The sequence below is a fragment of the Ensifer sp. ZNC0028 genome, assembly GCF_000799055.1.
Taxonomy (GTDB): Bacteria; Pseudomonadota; Alphaproteobacteria; order Rhizobiales; family Rhizobiaceae; genus Ensifer.
Genome location: NZ_JTLA01000085.1, coordinates 1 through 22772 on the forward strand (window position 1 = coordinate 1; position 22772 = coordinate 22772).

The following is a 22772-nucleotide window of genomic DNA, read 5'->3' on the forward strand; positions in this document are numbered from 1 at the left end:
AGACCGCCGCAGCGCTCGAAGAGATCACCACGACCGTCAAGGACTCCGCCCGCCGGGCCGAGGAAGTCGGCGCGCTCGTCGCCCGCACCCGTGCCGGGGCCGAGAAGTCCGGCGAAGTCGTTGCGAACGCCGTAGACGCGATGCATGCGATCGAGAAGTCCTCGGGCGAGATCTCCAACATCATCGGCGTCATCGACGACATCGCCTTCCAGACGAACCTGCTGGCTCTGAACGCCGGCGTCGAAGCGGCCCGTGCCGGGGAAGCCGGCAAGGGCTTTGCCGTCGTCGCCCAGGAAGTGCGTGAGCTTGCCCAGCGCTCGGCACAGGCCGCCAAGGAGATCAAGGCGCTGATCACCACCTCGGGCAACCAGGTGAGGAGCGGTGTGAGCTTGGTCGGCGAAACCGGCAAGGCGCTGGAGACGATCGTTGCCGAAGTGCAGGAGATCAACAGACATGTGAGCGCGATCGTGACGGCGACGCGTGAGCAGTCGACGGGGCTCCAGGAGATCAATACGGCGGTCAACACCATGGACCAGGGTACCCAGCAGAACGCGGCAATGGTCGAGGAGCAGACGGCGGCAAGCCATGGTCTCGCGTCCGAAGCCGCCTCGCTCAACGCATTGCTTGCCCAGTTCAATCTGGGTGACGCTCAGATGGGCGGTGGTGGTCGTCGTCGCGCGGCCTGAGTGCGAGCGGATCGACAGAACGCTGCAATAACAAGGTGATAGGGCGCTTGCCGTGAATCAAAATGGCAAGCGCTTCAAGCCTGACATGATAAAGGCCGGGGAAACCGGGCCTTTGTCGTCGGTACGCCTCTTCTTCGTTCGCCGACGCCTCCACCTGTCATCCTCGGGCTTGACGCGAGGATCCAGTGCGATGGAATTCGAGGCTCGGAGATGGATGCTCGGGTCAAGCCCGAGCATGACGGAGGGAGCGGAATAGTCTGGGGAAGCTGAACAGCAGGCGGGCCCGGAAACCGGCCCTGTTCACTTCTCCAGTGTCACCACCGCCTCGACGTGAGACGACCAGAGGAACTGGTCGATCGGCGTCACCGAGGTGATACGGTAGCCGGCGGCGGTCAGGATCGAAAGGTCGCGCGCCAGCGTGACCGGATTGCAGGAAACGGCGACGACCTTCTTGACGCCGGAGCGGGCGATCTCGTGACACTGCACTTCCGCGCCGGCCCGTGGCGGGTCGAAGACAATGGCATCAAACACCTTCAGTTCCTGCGCCATGACCGGGCGGCGGAAGAGGTCACGCTTCTCGACCGTCACCGGCTTCAGACCTTGCGTATTGCGGGCGGCGACGTCGAGCGCCTTCAGCGCCTTGTCCTCGCCTTCGACCGCATGGACGCGTGCCTTGCGGGCGATGCGCAGCGCGAAGGTGCCGCAGCCGGCAAAGAGGTCTGCGACGCGCTTGGACTTGCCGAGATGGTCGAGCACCAGCTTCGCCATCGCTTCTTCGGCCTGCACCGTCGCCTGGGTGAAACTGCCGGGCGGCGGCGAAACGGAAACGCCGCCGAAATCGATGACCGGCTTCACCGGCTCGACGATGATTTCGCCATTGAGGCTGACGCGCGCGATGCCGCGCTCGCCAAGCACGGCTTCGACCGTGCGGCGGCGCACGCTGTCGTCAAGCTTCTTGATGCCGTCGACGTTGAGATCGAGCCCGGAGAGCGTTTCGAGCACGGTGATGCGGAAAGGCTCGGCATTGACCGCCATCGCAGTGCCGATCCTGGCGATGGTTGCGAGCTTCGAGACGATGCCCGGGCTCGCGATCGGACATTCCGAAATCGCGACGATGTGGTGGCTTTCGGCTTGGTTGAAGCCGAGCAGCAGGTCCTTCTCGGTCTTGCGCGCCGTGAAAACCGCACGCCGGCGCTGGCCCGGCTCGGCGGTGATGAGCGGCGCCACCTCGGGCGTCAGGCCTTTCGACTTCAGGGCGGCGATCACCAGATCGCGCTTGAAGCCGTGGTAGAGCGTATCCGAGGCATGCTGCATCGTGCAGCCGCCGCAGGTGCCATTGACGCCATCCGGCCCGAAGTGCCGACAGTGCGGCTCGACGCGTTCGGGCGAGGCTTCTCTCACCGAGATCAGCGTGCCGTGCGATTTGTTGACGGCGAGCGCGACGCTTTCGCCGGGCAGCGTGAAGGGCGCATAGATCGGTCCGTCCGGACCGTCGGCAATGCCGTCGCCCTGGGCGCCCAGCCGTTTGACGGTGACGGCTTCGGTGGTCATGGCTTCTTGCCCGCGAGCAGGAATTCGACATTGCCGTCGCCGCCGGCAATCGGCGAGGGGATGAGCCCGAGGCTCTGCCAGCCCATGTCTTCGACAAGCCAGCGCTCGAGTTCGGCGGCAACATCCGGCGCGCTCTCGGGATCCTTGAGCAGGCCCGCCTTGCTGATGGCGTCGCGGCCCGCCTCGAACTGTGGCTTTACGAGCAGGATGCAGTGCGCGCCCGGCAACGCCATGTCGAGTGCCGGCGGCAGGGCGAGCTTGAGCGAGATGAACGAGACGTCCGAGACGACGAAGGTGATGTCGCGGTCGTCGATATCCTCTTCGGTCATGGCGCGGGCATTGAGGCCCTCGATGCTGGTGACGCGTTCGTCGCCCTCGATGCGCGGATGGATCTGGCCATGGCCGACGTCGATTGCGACCACGTGCTCGGCTCCGCGCTTCAACAGCACTTCCGTGAAACCACCGGTCGAGGCGCCGATATCGACGCAGCTTTCGCCTGAGGGGTCGAGCCCGAAATGATCGAGCGCCGCGACCAGCTTCAGCGCAGCGCGCGAGACGTAGTCCTGCGCCGGATCATCGATGGTGATCGTCACGGTCTCGGCAAACATGGACGCTGCCTTGGTGACCGTGCGGCCGTCGACCTTGACGGTCCCGCGCTGAATTGCGTCACGGGCGCGCGCGCGGCTTGCGACGAGCCCCGAGTTCAGCAGCAACTGATCGAGGCGGACCCGGTTCTTGTGTTCTTCGTTCTGGCGATCTTCTGACATGTGCTTCTCATGGCGGCTTGCCGGCGCATTGGCAAGCCCCCCGCGCTCACGGCGATCGGAGGACACAGTTAGAAACCCCTAAAAAATAACTGAATATTCACCCAACCTTAAATGATGGGTGCGACATTGCGGGGATGTCGCACCTGCATGACGCAGGCCCTCCGCCGCAAGCCGGACCTCCCGACACAATCCGTTCTTCCCCACCTGACGCCTCCGGGCGCAAGGAGTTGCTGCATGCCGCGTTTTCACCTCAGGATCTCCCATCGCATCGGTCTGCTCGTGCCGATTGCCATCGCCGGTATCCTGGCGATCGTCGCAATCTTCGTCGTGGAGAAGGGCATCGAGGAGGACTATCGACAGCAGGTGCAGGTGCATCGTGACGCGGAGCGCGCCTTGCTGAGGCTTGAGATACAGTTCCTGCAGAACCGCCGTGCCGAAAAGGACTTCCTGCTGCGCAGGGAAGATCGATATGCCGCGGCCCATGACGAAACCGCCGCAAAGGCGCAGGCGACGATGGCCGAGCTCGGCAAGCTGCTCGACAGCTCGTCGACACGGAGCGAGCTGCAGACGATTTCCGAGGGCTACGAACGCTATCTGAAGGCCTTCTCGGCCGTTGCCGAGGCCAACCGTACGCTCGGTCTCGATCCGGCGGCGGGCAAAGAGGGCGCGATGCGCACCGCCGTCCATGCGGTCGAGGAGTTGTTGAAGCCGATCAAGGACAAGGGGCTCCAGGCGAGCATGCTGACAATGCGTCGCCACGAGAAGGACTTCATCATGCGGCGCGACCACAAATACGTGGAGAAGCACGCCGAGGAAGTGAAGGCTTTCATCGGCGCGCCCGCAGAGCTGTTCGGCGGTGCGGACCTGCAGGGCAAGGTCCAGGCGGCGCTCAAGGACTACGCGACTGCCTTCAACGACTACGCGGCTCTTGCGGAAAACGAGACGGCGCTGCGGGCGACGATGTCGAAGGCCTTTGCCGATGTCGAGCCGGTGTTCGAGCAGATGGCGGGCGCCATCGAAACGGAGAAGGTCAAGTCCGAGACCAAAAGTGCGTCTACCCAGAAGTCGCTCGAGGCGATCGCACTGGCGGCCGTTGTCGCGGCGATTGCTGTCATTGCAGCGACCGTCTTCCTCGTCGGGCGCACCATCTCGCGGCCGATCGTTGCCACAACCCGCTCCATGACCCGCCTTGCCGACGGTGATGTCGCATCGTCGATCCCCTATGCCGGCCGCAAGGACGAGATCGGCGAAATGGCCGGTGCGGTGGAGATCTTCCGCCAGGCGGCGATCGCCAATCGCAGGCTGGAGGCTGAAGCGGGGGAGAGCCGTAAGCGCGCCGAAGCCGAGCGTATCCGCCTGCAGGAGGAGGCCGAGGCCTCGGCCCAGGCCCGTCTCGTTCAGGCGACCTCGGGTCTTGCCGGCGGGCTCAAGCGCCTGGCAGCCGGCGATCTCGGCTTCCAGCTCACCGAACCCTTCGCACCCGACTTCGAGCAGCTTCGCCACGACCTGAACTCGGCCGTCGCCCAGCTTGGCGACGCCATGTCGGCGGTCGCCGATTCCAGCCGCTCGATCGATGGCGGCTCGCGCGAAATCAGCGAGAGCGCCGATGACCTGTCGCGCCGCACGGAACAACAGGCCGCAGCCCTCGAACAGACGGCCGCAGCCCTCGACGAGATCACGGCCAACGTCACCAACTCGACGAAGCGGGCCGAGGAAGCCCGCCATGTCGCAGCCGAAGCCAATGCCAGTGCCGCCAAATCGGGCAATGTTGTTGCCGATGCGGTCGAGGCGATGCGGCGGATCGAGCATTCTTCGGGCCAGATCTCCAACATCATCGGCGTCATCGACGAGATCGCCTTCCAGACCAACCTGCTGGCGCTGAACGCCGGCGTCGAGGCAGCGCGCGCGGGTGAGGCCGGCAAGGGTTTTGCCGTCGTTGCCCAGGAGGTTCGCGAACTCGCGCAGCGCTCGGCCCAGGCGGCCAAGGAAATCAAGGACCTGATCCGCAACTCGACCACAGAGGTCGAAGGGGGCGTCCGGCTGGTACGCGACACGGGTGCAGCGCTCCAGGCGATCGGTGGTCACGTCGCAACCATCAACGAGCATATGAGTGCCATCGCCGTCTCGGCACGCGAACAGTCGGTGGGTCTCAGCGAAGTCAACACGGCCGTCAACCAGATGGACCAGGTGACCCAGAAGAACGCGGCCATGGTCGAGGAGGCGAACGCCGCAAGCGCCCAGCTCGCCAACGAGGCGGGTCGGCTGCGCGAACTGATCACCGGCTTCACGCTGCCGGGCCAGGCGCGCGCCGCTACGACTGCGGATCTGCGCACCGCTGCCCGCGCCATGGCGGCAGCCTCCGCACCGGCGCAGCGGGTGAGCCCGGCCCGTTCCGTGTCACGCGGGAGCGCGGCGGTGGCGCAGGACGACTGGCAGGAATTCTGATCGATACTGCACACAACGAAAAAACCCCGGTGACGAGCCGGGGTTTTCTTTTGGCGTCGAATCGCAAAACCTCAGCCGGCGGCGCCGACGCCGATGTCCTGCTTCTGGCCGAGCGCCTTGAAGACGGTCGAGACGATACCGGCGCGGTCGAGGCCGGCGGCAGCATACATGGCCTCGGGCTTTGCCTGTTCCATCCAGACATCCGGCATGACCATCGGGCGCACCTTGAGGCCGCCGTCGAGCAGGCTGTCTTCGGCGAGGAACTGCAGCACGTGGCTGGCAAAGCCGCCGACGGCACCTTCCTCGATGGTGATCAGCACCTCGTGGTTGCGGGCAAGCTCTCGGATGAGGTCGTGGTCGAGCGGCTTGGCGAAGCGGGCGTCGGCAACGGTCGTCGAAAGGCCGGCGGCGTCGAGGTCTTCGGCAGCCGCCAGACAGTCGGCAAGGCGGGTGCCGAACGAAAGCAGCGCCACCTTGGAGCCTTGCTTGACGAGGCGGCCCTTGCCGATTTCGAGGATTTCTCCGCGTTCGGGCATTTCGACGCCGACACCTTCGCCGCGCGGATAGCGGAACGAGATCGGGCCGGCGTCATAGGCGGCGGCCGTGCGCACCATATGCTTCAGTTCCGCCTCGTCGGCGGCCGCCATCACCACGAAACCCGGAAGCGTGGCGAGATAGGTCGTATCGAAGGAGCCCGCATGGGTCGGCCCGTCGGCGCCGACGAAGCCGGCACGGTCGATCGGGAAGCGCACCGGCAGGCCCTGGATCGCCACGTCGTGCACGACCTGGTCGTAGCCACGCTGAAGGAAGGTCGAATAGAGGGCTGCAAACGGCTTGTAGCCTTCGGCGGCAAGGCCCGCGGCAAAGGTGACGGCGTGCTGTTCGGCAATGCCGACATCGAAGCAGCGCGACGGGTGCACCTTGGCGAACCTGTCGAGGCCGGTGCCGGACGGCATGGCGGCGGTGACGGCAACGATCTTGTCGTCGAAGCCGGCTTCCTGCGTCAGCGCGTCGGCAAAGACAGAGGTGTAGGCGGGTGCGTTCGGCTTGGCCTTCGCCTGGGCGCCGGTGATGACGTCGAACTTGTTGACGCCGTGGTACTTGTCGGCGGCGGCTTCCGCCGGCGGATAGCCCTTGCCCTTCTGCGTCACCACATGGATCAGCACCGGACCCTTGGCGTTGTCGCGCACATTGCGCAGCACCGGCAGCAGATGGTCGAAGGAGTGCCCGTCGATCGGGCCGATATGGTAGAAACCCATCTCTTCGAACAGCGTGCCGCCCGTGACGTAGCCACGGGCGTGTTCGACGGCGCGGGTGATCGCGCGGTCGACGGTCTTGCCGAGATAGGCGGTCAGTTTCTTGCCGACTTCGCGGATGCCCATATAGGTGCGGCCGGAAGCAAGGCGCGCGAGATAGGCGCTCATCGCGCCGGTCGGCGGCGCGATCGACATGTCGTTGTCGTTGAGGATGACGATCAGCCGCGCATCGAGCGCGCCGGCATTGTTGAGCGCCTCATAGGCCATGCCGGCCGAAAGCGCACCGTCGCCGATGACGGCAATGACGTTACGGTTCTTGCCGTCGAGATCGGCCGCGACCGCCATGCCGAGGCCGGCCGAGATCGAGGTCGAGGAATGCGCAGCACCGAAGGGGTCGTACTCGCTCTCGGCGCGGCGGGTAAAGCCCGAGAGGCCGCCTTCCTGGCGCAGCGTGCGGATACGGTCGCGGCGGCCGGTCAGGATCTTGTGCGGGTAGCACTGGTGGCCGACGTCGAAGATCAGCCGGTCATGCGGCGTGTTGAACACCTTGTGGATGGCGATCGTCAATTCGACCACGCCGAGGCCCGCGCCGAGGTGGCCGCCGGTGCGCGATACTGCGTCGATCATTTCCGCCCGGACTTCTCCGGCAAGCTGCGGCAGATCCTTGTCGTCGACCTTCTTCAGGTCGTCGGGGTAGGTCACCTTGTCGAGCAAGGGAGTAGCCGGCATCGGATTGGTTGGCAGTTGTGTCACGCTGCATGCCTCATGCGCGCCCCAAAGGTCGGGCGCGCGATAGTTGGTGGGTACCGTCGAAGCGGCTCTTTAGACGCAATCGTTGCTGAATGCAAAACTAGGCATTCCTGCGTCACAGACCAAGAGACTAGCGCATGATTCTGTGAATCGAAATCGATTCAAGCACCATGAGGCAATGTTGCGCGGTTTTCCGCACCCAGCCTGTGCCACTTTAGGTCGCGGTCAGCCCTCGGGCAGCGGAACGAATTCCTCTTCGTCTCCGGGCACGATGTCGAAGCGTCCGCTGCGCCACTCTTCCTTGGCTTTCTCGATGCGTTCCTTGGACGAGGAAACGAAATTCCACCAGATGTGGCGGGACGATCCGAGCGCTGCGCCGCCGAAAAGCATGACGTGACAGCCTTGCGGTCCGGCCGTGACCGTGATCTCGTCTCCGGCGCGGAAGACGAGCAACTGGTTGTCGGCGAAATGATCGCCGGCGATGATCGCCTCGCCGGAGAGGATATAGAGCGCGCGCTCTTCCCACTGCGCCGCAAAGGGGGCGCTCTTGCCGGGTGCGATATTGAGGTCGACATAGATCGTGTCGGTGAAGACCGAGACCGGCGACTTCGCGCCTTCGAAATTGCCGATCACCACCCGCGCCTTGATGCCGTCGTCGCTCATATGCGGCAGCATGCGCTCTTCGGTGTGGCTGAAGATCGGGTCGATTTCTTCCTTGTGGTCGGGCAGTGCCAGCCAGGTCTGCAGGCCCGAGATCGAGCGCTCATGACCGCGCTGGTTCTCTGGCGAGCGCTCGGAATGCACGATGCCGCGGCCGGCCGTCATCAGGTTCACGTCGCCGGGGCGGATCACCATTTCGGTGCCGAGGCTGTCGCGGTGCTTGATCTCGCCGTCGAAGAGGTAGGTGACGGTCGAAAGGCCGATATGCGGGTGCGGGCGCACGTCGATCGCCTCGCCGGCGCGCAGCAGCGCCGGTCCCATGCGATCGAAGAAGATGAAGGGGCCGACCAGGCGGCGCTTCGCCGTCGGTAGGGCGCGGCGAACCTGCAGCCCGCCGATGTCGCTGGTGCGCGGAACGATCAGATGTTCGATGGCGTCGCAGGCGGGCTTGTCGCCGGCGAGCGGGTCGGGGCCTGGAAAGAAGGACATGGCGCGTGCTCCCGTTTTTGCTGTCGCATCAAGTACTAACGCCTATGAGACCAGGCGGGTAGGGGCGAAGCCGGGACGCAGTGTTTCCGCGCGGCGATCAATCTGATCTCGGCAATTCCGGGAAACGCGTGAAGCGGTTTCCGTCCGGAATTGCGATGAGTGATCAGTCGGCGTCGAGCGGCTCCACGCCCTGCGGCTTGCCGGCGCGGTCGAGGCGGATCTTTTCGATGCGGTCCTCGGCTGCCTTCAGCAGGGCCTCGCAATGCTTCTTCAGCGCTTCGCCGCGCTCGTAGATCTCGATCGACTTGTCGAGGGCGACATCGCCGCGCTCCAGCGCCGAAACGATCCGCTCCAATTCTTCGACGGCCTGCTCGAAGGAGAGGGCGGAAACGTCCGGTTGCGTGGTGGTGTTCATGGCTAGCCTCTCATCAGTCGCAAAATGTGCAGGCCGGCCGATTCGGCCAGTCCCTGAAGGTCATAGCCGCCTTCGAGCAGGCTGACCATGCGGTTGCCGGCGCTGCGATCGGCGATCTCGTGCAGGCGCCCGGTCGCCCAGTCGAAATCCTCGGCGACGAGATTGATCTGCGCCAGCGGATCGCGGTGGTGGGCGTCGAAGCCTGCGGAGATCAGGATGAAGTCCGGGCGGAAATTGGTGAGGGCTGAAAGCACCCGGCTACGGAACGCCTCGCGGAAATGCTCGCTACCCATGTTCGGCGACAGCGGTGCGTTGACGATGTTGCCCTTGACGCCCGTCTCGTCCTTGGCGCCGGTGCCGGGATAGAGCGGCATCTGGTGCGTCGAGCAGAAAAGCACCGAGGGGTCGTCCCAGAAGATGTCCTGCGTGCCGTTGCCGTGGTGCACGTCCCAGTCGACGATCGCAACGCGCTCGGCCCCATGAACCTTCTGGGCGTAGCGGGCGGCGATCGCCACGGTGTTGAACAGGCAGAAGCCCATCGCCTTGTTCTTCTCGGCGTGGTGGCCGGGTGGCCGCGCCGCGACGAAGGCATTGTCGGTCTCGCCGGTAAAGACGGCGTCGACCGCGGCGGTCGCCCCGCCGATCCCGGTCAGCGCCGCGTCGAGACTCAAGGGGCTCGCATAGGTGTCCGCCTCGAAATTGTTGAGGCCTTCCTCCGGAATGGCGCGCCTGACGGCAGCGAGATGCTCTTCCGGATGGACGAGCAACACGAGATCTTCGCTTCCCTTCTTCGCCTCGATCCGCTTGAGATCGGAGAAGTTCGGGTGTTCGAGCGCAAGGTTCAGCGCCTTCAGCCGGTCCGGCCGTTCAGGATGCCCCTCCGGAACCTCGTGTTCCAGAAAGACCGGATTTTCGTAGAGGAACGTGGTCATGTCCGGAACCTAGTGCTCCAACCCCGCAAGGTCCATGGCGAGGCGATGGAAAGGCGGAATTTTCAACAGCGCGGATCGATCAGCAACTTGCCGTCGCGGCCCGGATCCGCCTGATGCGCAAGCGCCGCGTCGAGCCGGCTCAGCGGATAGATTTCCGCGATGCGGCTGGAAAAGAGACCCAACCGCAAACCTTCGAAACTCCTGGCAAAGGCTGCCTCGATCGCCGGTCGCCCGGCCGAATGCACCCAGGTGCGCAGCCAAAGGAAGGAGAAGCGGATGTCCGGCCGCGCCTGGATTGTTGCGTGCGGCACCGGCACGCCGCTGAGCGCTCCGTACTGGATGAAGGCGCCGCCGGGGTCGAGCGTGCGCTGGATGAGACCGCCGGCAAACGCACCGCCGACCGCGTCGATGATTGCGTCGAGGCGAAGCTGCGGCACATGGCTCTCGTCGCCAAGCACGATGTGGCCGGGGACCTCGGTTGCCAGTCGTTCAGCGCTGCGCGCGCTTCGAACGATGCCGGTGGTATCTGCGCCTTCGCCGGCCAGCAGCTTCATCAGCATGCCGCCGATCGCCGAGCCTGCCGCGGTGACACCGATACGGCGGCCATCGAGCGAGCCGAAATGCGTACGCAGCGCCTCGATCAGTTGCAGCGCCGTCAGCGGATTGACGTAGCAGGTAGCAGCATCGGTCTCGCCGATATCCTCGGGCACGGCGAAACACCATTCGGCCGGCCGGATCAGATACTCCTGCCACAGACCGCTGGCGCCGATCGGCACAACGCGGTCGCCGATTTTCAGCGATGTCACGCCAGGGCCAATGCGCGACACCGTGCCGAAGCCCTCGAAGCCGGGCACGAAGGGCAGCGTGGTGCGGGCGCTATAGGCGCCGGTCACCGGGATGAGATCGGACGGGTTGATGGCGGCGAGCGACAGCGCCACTTCGACTTCGCCCGCCGCAGGCGCCACGCGTTCGGCGTCGACGAGCGCAATCACTTGCCGGGGATCGCCGAACTGGCTAACGAGGGTGGAGCGCATCGTCAGGGAGCCTCGCATGGACGGCAGGGAGCTGGAGAACGTCACGGAAATCCGTATTCCGTTTCGCGATATAGACATGCACGGCCACATGCACAATGCCGCCTATTATGCCCATGCGGAGGCAGCACTTTCCAGCCTCTGGCGCCACCGTCCGCATGTGGTGAACGAGCCGAGCTATCTCGTGCGCCGCTCGGCCTGCGTCTACCACCGTGGCCTGCGCTACGACGAGCCGGCCCGTCTTACCGTCAACGTGGCGAAGGTCGGCGGCAGCTCGATTAGCTTTGTCGTCAAGGTCGAAGCGCGCGGCCAGCTCGCGGCCGAAGTCGAGGTCGTGTGGGTCGCGGTCGATCCGCAGCGCCACACGCCGCTGCCGCTGCCTTCAGCGACGCGCGAATGGCTGGCGGCCTATTCGGTCTAGCCCAAGCAATTCCAGGAAAAGTGCGAAGCGGTTTTCCGTCCGGAATTGCGCTGCCTAAATCGGGTGGATCGAACGAAACAGCGCGACGATGCCCATGCCGCCGCCAACACCCATCATCGCCAGCCCTTCCGTGCCTTCCGGCGATGCCAGCATCTGCGAGAAAAGCCGGACCGTGAGGATCGCCCCCGAGGCGCCATAGGGATGGCCGAGCGCGATGGCGCCGCCGTCGAGATTGACCCTGTCCGCGGCGATATCGAGCTGGTCGAGGCTGCCGAGCACCTGCGAGGCGAAGGCCTCGTTGAATTCGATAAAATCGACCTTTGCCGGGTCCAGCGTCGGTTGTCGGGCTTTCAGCTTCTGCATCGCCGGAACCGGGCCGAGGCCGAGCAGGTTGGGATCGACGCCCGCCGTCGCCGCATCGACAAATTCGAGCGCGAAGGGAATGCCGAGGCGTTGCGCTTCGGCAAGGCTCGTCACCAGGACTACGGCCGCGCCGTCGTTGATCGGGCAGGCATTGCCGGCCGTCACCGTTCCACCCTCGACGAAGACCGGCTTCAGCCTCTGCAGTGTTTCCATCGAGGCATTGGCGCGCGGGCACTCGTCGCGCGACACAGGGCCTGCCACCGTTTCGATCGCCACGATTTCGCGGGAGAACCGGCCGGCAAGGTCGGCCTCGACGGCGCGTCGATGGCTTTGAAGCGCAAAGGCGTCCTGCCGTTCACGGGAAATCCCGCAGGCGGTCGCGACGTTTTCGGCGGCCACGCCCATGTCCGGATCGCCGATCTCGTCCGGCGCCATGCGGGCGCGCTTGACCGGCGCGAGCTCGCCGCCGCGCTCCAGCGGCGGCCGCAGGCGGATATGCGCACGGCTGGCGCTTTCCGTGCCGCCGGCCAGATAGAAGCGCCCGGCGCCCGCCTGGATCATCCGCGCCGCAAGGGTGATCGCCTCCAGCCCGGAACCGCATTGCCGGTCGACGGTGACACCCGGTGTCGAGACGGGCAGGCCGGCTTCGAGAGCGGCGAGCCGGGCGAGATTGCCGGCGCTGTTGGCGGCATTGCCGAGAATGACGTCGTCGATCTCGCTCGTGTTTACACCGGTATCGCTGAGAATTCGGGCGATCAGCGGTGCCGCCAGCCGCGACGGTTCGATATCGCGAAGCGTGCCGTTGACGCGGCCGATCGGCGTGCGGAGCGCGGCGACGATGACAGGCGTGCGTGCCGGGTCAGTCGATGAGGTCGAGAGCATCGTTTCCATCCGCGATCCATTGCCTGAGGGTGCCCGCCGCCACCTTGCCCGACTGCGTCATAGGCATGTTCGCGCAGAGCCAGATGCGGCGCGGATGCTTGTAGCGCGGCAGCTGTGCAGCGAGATGACGCTCAAGCGCCTCCCGATCGAACATAGCACCTTCCGGCTCGATGACGGCGACCAGTTCGCTGCCGAGATCCGGGTGATCGAGGCCAAGCACGAGTGCTACGTGAACGCCGGCATCGGCGACGAGCACCGCTTCCACTTCCTGCGGGTAGATGTTGTTGCCGCCCGAAAGCACCATGCCACCAGAGCGGCCGAGAAGGTGCAGGGTGCCGTACTCATCGAGGAAGCCGAGATCGCCGACCGTCGCCAGCGACCCAAGACGATGGAACCCGGCGCCGTCGGCGCCGCCGATATAGCCGTCGGAGATGAGGGCGCTGTCGACGAAGATCGTGCCCGTCTCGCCGCTCGGCATTTCGCGCCCCTGGTCGTCGCGAATGCTGAGCGTGACGCCGGGAAAGGCGCGGCCGACGGCGGTGGCCGAAGCGGTGTCGCCCTTGGTCGCAACGCTGATGAAGCCCAGTTCAGAGGCGCCGTAGTATTCGATGATATCGGCTTGCGGAAACGCGAGCGCCGCGATTTCGCGATCGTTTTCGGTCAGCTTCGCGCCGGCGACGGTGATCTGTTTGACCGACATTTGTGGCCGGCCGGCGGCTGCCGCGCAGAGCCGCCGCAACACGGTCGGCACCAGCGCCAGTCGCTGGACCGCTTTCGCCTCGATGACGGACATTGCCCGGGATGCCTCGAAATGTGTGGCCCCGATGAATTCGGCGCCGGCGACGAGGGTTTCTGCAAGCGCATAAAGCGTCAGCCCGTGCGCGAGTGGCCCGGGGGCAAAGGTGCTGGTGGCGCAATCGATGCCGAAGAAGGGCTCGCCCGTGGCCAGGCTCCTGCGCCACGAGCCGCGATCGCGGATGATCGCTTTCGGCGTGCCCGTAGTGCCTGAGGTGAAGACGATGAGGAACGGCTCGCCGTCGTCGCCGGCTGCGAGAGGCTTTCGCTCTTTGCCATCGGTCTTGCGAAAGGTCCGCGTCTCGCCGCTTGCGGGCGCTTGAAGCGACAGGTTGGCGCCATCGGCACTGATGATGAGATCGGGCGACAGCCGATCGCGCATGGCCTCGCGCGTCGCTTCCGGCAGATGCGGATCGATCAGCGCGACGCAGTTGCCGCCGCTGGTGGCGGCAAGCAAGGCCGCGGCGAAGAGCGGATGATTGCCCGCCTCCAGCGCGATCAGCCGTGAGCGGTCGCCGAGCACGCTACGGCGCGCAACACTTCCGGCCAGTTCGTCGAATGTTTCGGCAAACGTCCCGGCGATGCGTGCGAGGTCACCGAATGTGAAAACCCGGCCTTCGATTTGGAAGGCCGGGGCATGCGGATGGTCTTGCGCGTGGCGACGGATCGCGGCGGCAAACGGCATCGGCTCAGGCGCGGGCCGGCAGCAGCGGATAGCCGGCGTAGACGGCGCGTGCGGCAAGCGTCGCGATCGCAGCCTTCAACAGGTCGCCCGGAATGAAGGCGAGCGAGCCGGCAGCGACGGTCATGAGCGGGGTGCCGGTGACGGCGGAAACCCAGGGCATGCCGATCGCATAGAGCGCGACGATGCCGCCGAGGACGGAGGCGAGGAAGAAGCCGATGAACTGGCGCGTTTCTGCCTGGCCTTCACGCACGGTGCGTTCGGCGATCAGGCCGGTGACGAAGGTGGCGATAACCCAGCCGATGATGAAGCCGCCCGACGGGCCGGCAAACACGGCGAGACCGCCGCGGCCGCCCGAAAGCACCGGCAGGCCGATGGCGACCAGCAGCAGGAACAGCAGGAAGGCGAGCGCGCCGCGCTTGGCGCCGAGGATGCAGCCGGCGAGCATGACGCCCATGGACTGCGCGGTGATCGGGACCGGAATGAAGCCGAGCGTGATCGGCGGGATGAGGCCGAGCACGACGACGATCGCGGCGAAGAGGGCGATGAGCACGAGATCTCTGGTATTCATGTAGTTCCGGTTCCCTGTCTTTTAGAATTCGCGAATTTATTGACGGCGAAATCCGCGCGCGTCAATCGCTGCGGCAATCGTATCGGCATCCTTCAACGTCAGGATGATCAGCGGCCCGATGATCGTCAACGGCCGGACAGGCAGTCCGCGGGCGCGATGGGCTTCGCGGATCGCCTGATAGCGCGCAAAGATATCGGGAACGAAGCGCAACACCAGCCCGAGCGCCAGGCTGACATCGGCCGCCTTCAGCCAGCCAAGCCGCTCGAGCGGGCTCAGGAGAATGGTGATCTCGTCCATGAAGGCGCTGATCGTCGTCGTCGCCGTGACGGCGGCAGCAAAAAGAACCAGCGCCATTAGCCGCAAGGTCAAAGTCGCGACCTCGGAAACCGAGAGGTAAAAGAGATTGACGGCCGCCAGAAAGAAGATCGTCAGGAAAACGAAACCGACGCGCTTCAGCGCTTCCTTGGGCGAGAGACCGACGGAGAGATAAAGAGCGGCGGCAACGACAAAGGCGATCGCCTGAACCGCGAGTGAGGCGCTCAGAAAAAGCCCGATGCTCGACGCCACGAGTGCAATCAGCTTGACCCTGACCGGCAGCCGGTGGAGCAGGCTGTTGCCCTCGATATGCAGGCTCGTCAGCATCCGGCGATCTCGTGATAGTGGCGGATCGCCTCTTGCGGGTTGCCGTCGAAGGCAAGCCGGCCCTCATGGAAGAGCAGCAGCCGTTCGACAGTCTCGACGAGCCCGAGATCGTGGGTGATCACCACCGTATCCTCCGGCAGGTCGTCGATCGCCGTGGCGACACGGCGGCGGTTCTTCAGGTCGAGCTGGTTCGTCGGCTCGTCGAGGATCAGGATCTTCGGATCGGTAACGACGACGCTCGCCATCGCGACGAGCTGCGTTTCCCCGCCCGAAAGCTCATGCACGCGCCGCCTTGCCAAGTGTTCGATGCCGAAGCGCGAAAGTGCCGCCTGCATGCGGCGGTCGATCTCGTCACGCGAAAACCCGCGGTTCTTCAGCCCGAAGGCGATGTCCTCGGCAACGATCGGCATGATCAGCTGGTTGTGCGGATTCTGGAAGATGAAGCCGGCTTCGGAAAGCACTGCGCGATCGTCCCTGACTGTATCGAGACCGTTGACCGTGACGCCGCCGGAGGAGGGCTTCACCAGGCCGTTGATCAGGCGCGCGAAGGTCGTCTTGCCGGAGCCGTTGAGGCCGATAATGCCGATGCGTTTTTCGTTGAGTGTGAGCGTCAGGGGGTGCAAGGCCACCCGCTCGCCGAAGCGGACCGCGCAATCGGTAAAGCGGATGTCCATCCCGTTCCTCGCTGTCTCCGGCCCGCGCCGTTTTCGGGTTGCTCTATAGGCCAAGTGCGACAACAAGGGCAATGCGGTCCAGGGATCGATGCTCTATTTGAATTATGGGAATATAAGCCTACTCTTCTCGCCATGACGATTCGCCTTTCCAACAGCGACGCCCGTCGCATCTTCCTCGCCAAGCAGGGCCTTTCAGGCGCGCCCAACCGCGCGCTTGGCAAGGAGGGCCTGTTGAAGCTCATCCACGACATCGGCTTCGTGCAGGTCGACAGTATCGCCACGGTGGAGCGCGCCCATCACCAGATCCTGTTTTCCCGCAACCAGACCTATCGTCGGGAACATCTGACGGCGCTGCTGGAGGACGATCGCGACCTCTTCGAGCATTGGACCCACGATGCCTCGATCATTCCCAGCAGCTTCTTCCGCTACTGGAAGCATCGCTTCAAATGGGAAGGTGAGACGATCGTCGAGCGCTGGAAGGCGTGGCGAGGCGAAGGTTTCGAGAAAGGCTGCGACGACACCTATCAGCGCATTGCCGAAGGCGGCCCGGTGCTTGCCCGCGATCTGAAGGAAGCCGAACACCAGTCTGGTGGCTGGTGGAACTGGCATCCGTCGAAGACGGCGCTGGAAGTGTTGTGGCGCACAGGCAAGCTGGCGATCGCGCGGCGCGAGAATTTCCAGAAGGTCTACGATCTCACGGAAAGAGTGATCCCATCGCACCACAACGAGGGTGACGTCAGCCATCCGGAATTCGTCGACTGGGCCTGCCGCAGCGCACTGGAGCGTCTCGGCTTCGCCACCCATGGTGAGATTGCCGCCTTCTGGGATCTGGTATCCCCCGAGGAGGCCAAGACCTGGGTGGCCGAACATCGCGACGAACTCGTGGAAGTGCAGATCGAAGCGATCGATGGCGGACGTCCGCGTGTCTCCTACGCCTTCGCTGGATTTCCGGAAGCACTCGGGGATATCCCCGAGCCGCCCGGCCGGGTGCGCGTGCTCAGCCCCTTTGATCCCCTCTTGCGCGATCGCAATCGCACCGAACGGCTCTTCGGTTTCTTCTATCGCATCGAGATCTTCGTCCCCGAGGCCAAGCGCGAATATGGCTATTACGTCTTCCCGTTGATCGAGGGCGACCGGCTGATCGGCCGCATCGACATGAAGGCGGACCGCAAGCGCGGCAGCCTCGATGTCCGCAGGCTCTGGCTCGAAAAGGGTGTCCGCGCCTCGGCCGGACGCCTGGAGCGCATCGATGCCGAGCTCGATCGGGTTGCCCGCTTCGCCGGCGTCGAGCGCGTGGAACGGCTCGACGGCTGGAACATGTCGCTGTAGCGACTTGAATCCGCATGTTGGCGTCGATCGGTGCGGATCGAGGGAAACATGCGGCCCATGATATTTTCCTTGGCTTGAACCCGCCGCCTTCCTAAATGGAGGCGATAGAAATTCCTGACGCGGGAGCGTGCCACTATGAACACCGATCTGATGAGCCTCTTCGATGCCGACGAGGCAACGGTCCGCAAGGTTCTCTCGGAAACGCTCGCCGGTGCCGACGACGGCGAACTGTTCCTCGAACATGCCCAGGCAGAGGTGCTGTCCTTCGACAACGGCCGGCTCAAGGGCGGCAGCTTCAACACCGACCAGGGCTTCGGCCTTCGCGCCGTTGCTGGCGAAGCGGTTGGTTATGCCCATTCCGGCGAGCTTTCCCTGTCGGCACTGCGCCGCGCCTCGGACGCGGTGGCGCAGGTGACCCGTGGCTATGCCGGCTCCTACGCAGCAGCCCCGCAGCGCACCAACAAGAAACTTTATGGCGACGAAAACCCGATCGGCGAGCCCAGCTTCGAGGCAAAGGTCGCGCTGCTGCAGGAAATCGACGCCTATCTGCGCGCCAAGGATCCAAAGGTCCGTCAGGTGACGGCGACCATCGCGGCTAGCTGGCAGGTCGTCGATATCCTGCGGGCCGACGGCCATCGGGTGCATGACGTCAGGCCGATGACGCGCATCAACATCTCCGTCGTGACCGGCGATGGCGACCGCCAGGAAAGCGGTTCCTTCGGCACCGGCGGGCGTCGCGGCTTCGGCGATTTCGTTGCCGAGGAAAACTGGAAGATGGGCGCCGACGAGGCGCTGCGGCAGGCGTTGGTCAATCTCGAAGCGATCGACGCGCCGGCCGGTACCATGGACGTGGTGCTTGCCTCCGGCTGGCCGGGCGTCATGCTGCACGAGGCCGTCGGCCATGGTCTGGAAGGCGACTTCAACCGCAAGAAGACTTCGGCTTTTGCCGGCCTTTTGGGCGAGCAGGTGGCTGCCAAGGGCGTCACCGTCGTCGACGACGGCACGATCGAGGCGCGCCGCGGCTCGATCTCGATCGACGACGAGGGCACGCCGTCCGGCTACAACGTGCTGATCGAGGACGGCAAGCTGGTCGGCTACATGCAGGACCGGCAGAACGCCCGGCTGATGGGCATGCAGCCCACCGGCAACGGCCGTCGCCAGGGTTATGCCCATGTGCCGATGCCGCGCATGACCAATACCTACATGCTCTCCGGCGACAAGACGCCGGAGGAAATCATCGCCTCGGTCAAGAAGGGGATCTATGCCGTCTCCTTCGGCGGCGGCCAGGTGGACATCACCTCGGGCAAGTTCGTCTTCGGCTGCACCGAGGCCTACCTGATCGAGAACGGCAAGATCGGCGCACCGGTGAAGGGCGCCATGCTGATCGGCAACGGCCCGGATGCGATGAAGCGCGTGACCATGGTCGGCAACGACACCAAGCTCGATACCGGCATCGGCAATTGCGGCAAGGCCGGCCAATGGGTGCCGGTCGGCGTCGGCCAGCCGCATCTGCGCATGGACCAGATCACGGTGGGCGGCACGCAGGCGTAAGTTCCGGTGGCGGTCTTCGTGCTTTCGTTCCTGTCGCCGGAGACCGCTACGCCCAGCCACGAACTGCGGTTCGATGGGGATGCGGGAGACATCGCGCGTGCCCTGGACCTGGACGGCGGCGCCATTGCCGACCATGCCTGTTACCTGCTTGACCGCAAGGATCTGACTGCGCTTGCCTCGGCGCTCGGGTTTGCCTTGCCGGATACGGAGGAGGAGGCTCTGCTTCGCCGGCCACACCGGATCGATGCAACGCCCTACCTCGTCCATACCGGCTACGAACTTCCGCTGATGCTGGAAGGGCGCAAGCCCTTTGCCTATTTCGGCGACGATCCAGCTTCGCCTTGGCTCGAGGAAACGAAGGCGCTCTTTGCCCCGCATGTTGCCGCCGGAGTGCTGGTGCTGGACACGTTCGAGCTGGAAAATATGTGCCCGACGACCACGGGAAGCGAGAAGGAGGAGCGGGTCCGCTATCTCGCCTATGCGCTGCCGGGCGAGACCTGGCGCTTCGAGCGCTTCAGGCAACGCTGCCATCGGCTCTTCTACAATTGGCGCCCGTGGACGGCCGAAGACGAGCGCGAGGAGGGGCTGCTGCTTGGCTACAGCGAAGAGCAGTGCGACTGGTGGCTTGCAAACCGCTTCCGCAAACCCGGCGCCGACGCCTGATTGACGTCGGATTTCGCGATGTCAGCCGCGCGACGGCAGCATCATGCAGTCATAGGAGCGCTGCTTGAGCGCGTCGCAGGCGGCCGCGGCCGCATCCTTGCTCGAAAAGCCGACGAAGCGGGCGCGGTAGATCGCCTTGGCACCCTTACCGACGGCTTCCGTATAGGGCGTGGCGCCTGCGAGCGGCGCACCGGCCTCGGAGCGCGCCTGCGCCAGCAGCATGCGCGCAGCCTCGGCCGAAGGTGCGGCCGAAATCTGGATCTGCCAGCCGCCTGATGCAGCCGGAACCGCAGCGGTCGTTTCGATCTCGGCAACCTCGGTCGGGCGTTCCGCCGGGATCGCGGTCGTCGACGTCGCCGCAATCAGAGCAGCAACCGAATCCTGCTTGGCCCGCTGCGGTGCGGCATAGGGCATCGGAACCTCGGATGTTGCGACCGCGGCCACTTCGACGGGGGCTTCGACCGTCTTACCACCGCGCGTCGACGCCACGAGCTGCCGTCCACCCTTGGCCGCCTTGCCAACGTGACGATCGAGAAGGGCCGCCATCTTGGCGTCGCGGCTGCGCGCCGTCTTGCCGCCGAGCACGACGCCGACCACCCGGCGATTGCCGTCCTTGACGGCGCTGACGAGGTTGAAGCCGGAGGCGTTGGTATAGCCGGTCTTGATGCCGTCCATGCCGTCGTAGCGATACATCAGGTTGTTGTGACCACGCACCTTGCGGCCGCGGAAATTGAAGCTCTCGGTCGCAAACAGCCGATACTCCCTGGGGAAGTCGCGCATCAACGCCACGGCAAGCGTCGACATTTCACGCGCCGTCGTCACCTGCTTGCTCGCCGGCAGGCCGGAGGCATTGATGAAAATGGTCTTGCTCATGCCGAGCTGCCGCGCCTTGGCGGTCATCATCCGGGCGAAATTCGCCTCGGAGCCGCCGAGCTTCTCGGCCATGGCGGCTGCGGCATCGTTGCCCGAGCGCACGATCATGCCGAGGACCGCCTCGCGCACCGTGATGGTCATGCCGGACTTGAGGCCGAGACGCATCGGCGGCTTGGCGGCCGCCGCCTTCGAAACCTTGATCTTGCTGTCCCAGGAAAGCTTGCCGCTCTTCAGCGCCTCGAAGGCCATGTAGACCGTCATCATCTTGGTCAAGGAGGCCGGATGGTTGAGGACATCCGCGTTTTCGGACGAGAGGACCTTGCCGGTGCGCGCATCCAGCACCAGCGAGGCGCTTCCGGCGACGGCAGTCGCCGTCCCGAGCGCCAGTGCGAAGGTCGCCAGCAGGAGGCAGCGCAAAGTTTTCATGTCGATCCCCGTCGAAAGGCGCCCGCGGTCAGGCGCAAAGCTGTTTCGTTTTGTGACAAGATCCGTGTCTTTGCTGCAACTTTAGGGCGGAATGTGGCAAGCCGACCTTGTTTTCGGGGTTGTGGTAAATGGCCGATGAACGCTCTCCCCGTTCAACAAGGTTTAACGCCCTCGCCGTTAACTTTCCAGGCTTGCAGGCCGTGCGGGGAGCACGTGGACCAGATTTTGGGGGCTACCATCAAGGGCATGATCAGGACAATTGTTCGCCGCGCCGCAATTACCGGCGGGCTGGAAGTCGCCGGGGGCTTGGGCCGCGCCGGCCTGATGGCCAGCGCGCGCGGGCAGGGGGCGATCTTCACGCTGCACCATGTCCGGCCGAAGCTTGCTCGTGCCTTCGATCCCAATGCGCATCTGGAGATTACGCCGGAATTTCTCGACGTCGCGCTGCGGACGCTGAAGCGCGACGGCTATCGCTTTGTCCCGCTCGAACACTTGCCGCAGGCCTTGGCTGCCGAGGGCGGACCGGTCGCCTGCTTTACCCTCGACGACGGTTACAGGAACAATCTCCAGCACGCCTTGCCGGTCTTCGAGCGCCACCAGGCGCCGTTCACGGTGTTCGTTGCCGGCGGTTTCGTCGACCGCACCCATACGCTTTGGTGGGAAACGCTCGCCGATATGCTCGAAACGAACGAGACGCTACACTTTGACTTCGGCCGCGGTGTAGAAACACTGCAGGCGTCGACAACGGCCGAAAGACAGGCCGTCTTCAATCGCTTCGCCGCGTTCATTCACGGCCATGACGAGGCAAAGGCGATCGCTTCCCTGAACGCTGCCGCCCGTGACCGCGGCATCGACCCCCTGTCGATCACCGAAAAGCTGACACTGGACGAGGCCGGGTTACGGCGCCTGATCGAAAGTCCTCTGGCGAGCCTAGGTGCCCACACGGTCAGCCACCGCGCGGTCGCGCGCCTGTCGGATGCCGAGGCGCGGCGAGAGATCGAGGGATCGCTGCGGCGGGTCGAGGCGATCACCGGTCGGCCGCCCCAGACTTTCGCCTATCCCTATGGTGACGCGCCAGCGGTATCCGCACGCGATCATCGCATCGTCGCCGATCTGGGTCTTACCTTGGCCGTCACCACCCAACCCGGCACGCTCACCGTGCGGACGCAATCCAGCCCTTATGCGCTGCCGCGCATTTCGCTGAACGGCCATTTCCAGCGTGCCCGATACGTCTCGGCGCTGGCATCCGGCATCCCGTTCCGCCTGACGGCCGGGTAGAAAAGGCGAGTTGGACAGCCGAGCGCTTTGGCGTCAATTGAAGGCAAAAGCCATGAGAATGCTGTCCTGGTAAACGCCGCCGTGTTTCCAGTCGCGCGCGCGGCGACCTTCGATTTGGAAGCCAAACTGCGCATAAAGCGCCCGGGCCGCAGCATTCTCATCAAGAACGGAGAGTTCGATGCGTTCCAGCCCCCGCTCGCGACCACGCTGCATCGCCAGTTGCAGAAGCCGGCCGCCGATTCCCTTGCTGCGATAGGTGGCGAGAAGCCCCATGCCTAAGGTGCCGACATGCGCGCGAACGGGCGAAGCATCCAGCCGGATATCGCACCAGCCGATCACGCGATCGTCGACTGCTACGATCTGGGGTGCCCGACCGCGATGCAGGTCGGTCATGTATGCGGCAAAGCCGTCGAAGGGTGGAGCGCTCAGCCGTGAAAGCCAGCGGCCTTCCTGGGCAACCTCGTCGAGGCAGCGGTGACAGCCGGCGACATCGTCGAGCGTCGCGTCACGAACATCGATCGTCATCAAAAGCCACTCGATGAAAACGCCCGGCTTGGGCCGGGCAAAGAATAATATCCGCTCGGCCACCTGCATGGCCGGGCGTCGTCATTGCATCTGGCGTCTCTCTTGCAAGAGACAG

At 64.9% G+C, this 22772-nt stretch carries 20 protein-coding genes and 1 pseudogene; 7 read left to right on the top strand and 14 right to left on the bottom strand.

Features of this window, described 5'->3' with window-relative positions; translation table 11 throughout:
• Positions 1-686: pseudogene (gene mcpU, locus L981_RS19365) on the top strand (methyl-accepting chemotaxis protein McpU); the annotation flags it as partial.
• Positions 687-986: 300 nt separating this feature from the next.
• Here mcpU and L981_RS19370 read toward each other — a convergent pair.
• Positions 987-2237 carry a class I SAM-dependent RNA methyltransferase gene (locus tag L981_RS19370; RefSeq protein ID WP_043619807.1) on the bottom strand — a complete coding sequence of 417 codons (1251 nt, stop codon included), beginning with the start codon at positions 2235-2237 and terminating at the stop codon, positions 987-989.
• Positions 2234-3004, bottom strand: coding sequence for a TlyA family RNA methyltransferase (locus tag L981_RS19375; RefSeq protein ID WP_043619809.1), 771 nt, complete (start codon positions 3002-3004; stop codon positions 2234-2236). Before L981_RS19375 ends, L981_RS19370 begins: the two co-directional genes overlap by 4 nt.
• Before the next feature lie 234 nt (positions 3005-3238).
• On the opposite strand from L981_RS19375, the gene L981_RS19380 reads away from it, so the two are divergent.
• Positions 3239-5449: a methyl-accepting chemotaxis protein gene (locus L981_RS19380; RefSeq protein ID WP_082006093.1), complete on the top strand. Its 2211-nt coding sequence runs from the start codon at positions 3239-3241 to the stop codon at positions 5447-5449.
• A 71-nt stretch (positions 5450-5520) separates the two neighbouring features.
• Here L981_RS19380 and dxs read toward each other — a convergent pair whose 3' ends face one another.
• The 5 genes from dxs to L981_RS19405 form a co-directional block, all read right to left on the bottom strand.
• Positions 5521-7434, bottom strand: a complete 1914-nt coding sequence (gene dxs / locus L981_RS19385) for a 1-deoxy-D-xylulose-5-phosphate synthase (protein ID WP_043619811.1) — start codon at positions 7432-7434, stop codon at positions 5521-5523.
• 246 nt (positions 7435-7680) lie between these two features.
• Positions 7681-8604, bottom strand: a complete 924-nt coding sequence (locus L981_RS19390) for a pirin family protein (protein WP_043619814.1) — start codon at positions 8602-8604, stop codon at positions 7681-7683.
• 163 nt (positions 8605-8767) lie between these two features.
• Positions 8768-9019: an exodeoxyribonuclease VII small subunit gene (locus L981_RS19395; RefSeq protein WP_043619815.1), complete on the bottom strand. Its 252-nt coding sequence runs from the start codon at positions 9017-9019 to the stop codon at positions 8768-8770.
• Positions 9020-9021: 2 nt separating this feature from the next.
• On the bottom strand, positions 9022-9951 hold the full coding sequence (locus tag L981_RS19400; protein ID WP_043619817.1) for a histone deacetylase family protein: 930 nt from the start codon (positions 9949-9951) through the stop codon (positions 9022-9024).
• 62 nt (positions 9952-10013) lie between these two features.
• On the bottom strand, positions 10014-10985 hold the full coding sequence (locus L981_RS19405) for a zinc-dependent alcohol dehydrogenase family protein (RefSeq protein WP_043619820.1): 972 nt from the start codon (positions 10983-10985) through the stop codon (positions 10014-10016).
• A gap of 16 nt (positions 10986-11001) precedes the next feature.
• On the opposite strand from L981_RS19405, the gene L981_RS19410 reads away from it, so the two are divergent.
• Positions 11002-11403: a thioesterase family protein gene (locus L981_RS19410; protein WP_043619822.1), complete on the top strand. Its 402-nt coding sequence runs from the start codon at positions 11002-11004 to the stop codon at positions 11401-11403.
• 54 nt (positions 11404-11457) lie between these two features.
• Here L981_RS19410 and L981_RS19415 read toward each other — a convergent pair whose 3' ends face one another.
• From L981_RS19415 to L981_RS19435, 5 genes are read right to left on the bottom strand one after another with little or no spacing between them, the layout of a single operon-like run.
• A complete protein-coding gene (locus tag L981_RS19415) occupies positions 11458-12648 on the bottom strand; it encodes a thiolase family protein (protein ID WP_043619824.1) in 1191 nt (396 codons plus the stop codon).
• Positions 12626-14128: a class I adenylate-forming enzyme family protein gene (locus L981_RS19420; protein ID WP_043619826.1), complete on the bottom strand. Its 1503-nt coding sequence runs from the start codon at positions 14126-14128 to the stop codon at positions 12626-12628. Before L981_RS19420 ends, L981_RS19415 begins: the two co-directional genes overlap by 23 nt.
• A gap of 4 nt (positions 14129-14132) precedes the next feature.
• Entirely contained in the window at positions 14133-14696 is a 564-nt protein-coding gene (locus tag L981_RS19425) for a biotin transporter BioY (protein WP_043619828.1), read from the bottom strand.
• A gap of 36 nt (positions 14697-14732) precedes the next feature.
• The gene (locus L981_RS19430; RefSeq protein WP_043619830.1) at positions 14733-15338 is read right to left on the bottom strand and encodes an energy-coupling factor transporter transmembrane protein EcfT; all 606 of its coding nucleotides are present in this window, start codon (positions 15336-15338) and stop codon (positions 14733-14735) included.
• Positions 15332-16012 (bottom strand): energy-coupling factor ABC transporter ATP-binding protein, encoded by a 681-nt coding sequence (locus L981_RS19435; protein ID WP_043619833.1) that lies wholly within the window; start codon positions 16010-16012, stop codon positions 15332-15334. The genes L981_RS19430 and L981_RS19435 overlap by 7 nt, the downstream gene beginning before the upstream one ends.
• 132 nt (positions 16013-16144) lie before the next feature.
• Between L981_RS19435 and L981_RS19440 the strand changes: the two genes are divergently transcribed.
• The 3 genes from L981_RS19440 (at position 16145) to L981_RS19450 (ending at position 19555) form a co-directional block, all read left to right on the top strand.
• Positions 16145-17341, top strand: a complete 1197-nt coding sequence (locus tag L981_RS19440) for a winged helix-turn-helix domain-containing protein (RefSeq protein WP_043619835.1) — start codon at positions 16145-16147, stop codon at positions 17339-17341.
• 135 nt (positions 17342-17476) lie between these two features.
• The gene (gene tldD / locus L981_RS19445; protein ID WP_043619837.1) at positions 17477-18892 is read left to right on the top strand and encodes a metalloprotease TldD; all 1416 of its coding nucleotides are present in this window, start codon (positions 17477-17479) and stop codon (positions 18890-18892) included.
• A 6-nt stretch (positions 18893-18898) separates the two neighbouring features.
• Positions 18899-19555 carry a hypothetical protein gene (locus L981_RS19450; protein WP_052201889.1) on the top strand — a complete coding sequence of 219 codons (657 nt, stop codon included), beginning with the start codon at positions 18899-18901 and terminating at the stop codon, positions 19553-19555.
• 21 nt (positions 19556-19576) lie between these two features.
• Here the strand turns inward: L981_RS19450 and L981_RS19455 are convergent, their stop codons facing one another.
• Positions 19577-20854, bottom strand: coding sequence for a D-alanyl-D-alanine carboxypeptidase family protein (locus L981_RS19455; RefSeq protein ID WP_082006094.1), 1278 nt, complete (start codon positions 20852-20854; stop codon positions 19577-19579).
• A gap of 246 nt (positions 20855-21100) precedes the next feature.
• On the opposite strand from L981_RS19455, the gene L981_RS19460 reads away from it, so the two are divergent.
• Positions 21101-22132, top strand: a complete 1032-nt coding sequence (locus L981_RS19460; RefSeq protein ID WP_082006095.1) for a polysaccharide deacetylase family protein — start codon at positions 21101-21103, stop codon at positions 22130-22132.
• 33 nt (positions 22133-22165) lie between these two features.
• Here the strand turns inward: L981_RS19460 and L981_RS19465 are convergent, their stop codons facing one another.
• Positions 22166-22726, bottom strand: coding sequence for a GNAT family N-acetyltransferase (locus L981_RS19465; protein ID WP_052201890.1), 561 nt, complete (start codon positions 22724-22726; stop codon positions 22166-22168).
• Between the last annotated feature and the right edge of the window lie 46 nt (positions 22727-22772).

Coding starts and splice junctions, on each gene's coding strand:
- L981_RS19430 (WP_043619830.1), bottom strand. CDS start 15,338: ATGCTGACGAGCCTGCATATCGAGGGCAACAGCCTGCTCCACCGGCTG.
- L981_RS19400 (WP_043619817.1), bottom strand. CDS start 9,951: ATGACCACGTTCCTCTACGAAAATCCGGTCTTTCTGGAACACGAGGTT.
- L981_RS19435 (WP_043619833.1), bottom strand. CDS start 16,012: ATGGACATCCGCTTTACCGATTGCGCGGTCCGCTTCGGCGAGCGGGTG.
- L981_RS19460 (WP_082006095.1), top strand. CDS start 21,101: ATGATCAGGACAATTGTTCGCCGCGCCGCAATTACCGGCGGGCTGGAA.
- L981_RS19440 (WP_043619835.1), top strand. CDS start 16,145: ATGACGATTCGCCTTTCCAACAGCGACGCCCGTCGCATCTTCCTCGCC.
- L981_RS19455 (WP_082006094.1), bottom strand. CDS start 20,854: ATGAAAACTTTGCGCTGCCTCCTGCTGGCGACCTTCGCACTGGCGCTC.
- L981_RS19370 (WP_043619807.1), bottom strand. CDS start 2,237: ATGACCACCGAAGCCGTCACCGTCAAACGGCTGGGCGCCCAGGGCGAC.
- L981_RS19380 (WP_082006093.1), top strand. CDS start 3,239: ATGCCGCGTTTTCACCTCAGGATCTCCCATCGCATCGGTCTGCTCGTG.
- L981_RS19390 (WP_043619814.1), bottom strand. CDS start 8,604: ATGTCCTTCTTTCCAGGCCCCGACCCGCTCGCCGGCGACAAGCCCGCC.
- L981_RS19420 (WP_043619826.1), bottom strand. CDS start 14,128: ATGCCGTTTGCCGCCGCGATCCGTCGCCACGCGCAAGACCATCCGCAT.
- L981_RS19375 (WP_043619809.1), bottom strand. CDS start 3,004: ATGTCAGAAGATCGCCAGAACGAAGAACACAAGAACCGGGTCCGCCTC.
- L981_RS19415 (WP_043619824.1), bottom strand. CDS start 12,648: ATGCTCTCGACCTCATCGACTGACCCGGCACGCACGCCTGTCATCGTC.
- L981_RS19405 (WP_043619820.1), bottom strand. CDS start 10,985: ATGCGCTCCACCCTCGTTAGCCAGTTCGGCGATCCCCGGCAAGTGATT.
- L981_RS19465 (WP_052201890.1), bottom strand. CDS start 22,726: ATGCAGGTGGCCGAGCGGATATTATTCTTTGCCCGGCCCAAGCCGGGC.
- L981_RS19425 (WP_043619828.1), bottom strand. CDS start 14,696: ATGAATACCAGAGATCTCGTGCTCATCGCCCTCTTCGCCGCGATCGTC.
- tldD (WP_043619837.1), top strand. CDS start 17,477: ATGAACACCGATCTGATGAGCCTCTTCGATGCCGACGAGGCAACGGTC.
- L981_RS19410 (WP_043619822.1), top strand. CDS start 11,002: ATGGACGGCAGGGAGCTGGAGAACGTCACGGAAATCCGTATTCCGTTT.
- dxs (WP_043619811.1), bottom strand. CDS start 7,434: ATGCCGGCTACTCCCTTGCTCGACAAGGTGACCTACCCCGACGACCTG.
- L981_RS19395 (WP_043619815.1), bottom strand. CDS start 9,019: ATGAACACCACCACGCAACCGGACGTTTCCGCCCTCTCCTTCGAGCAG.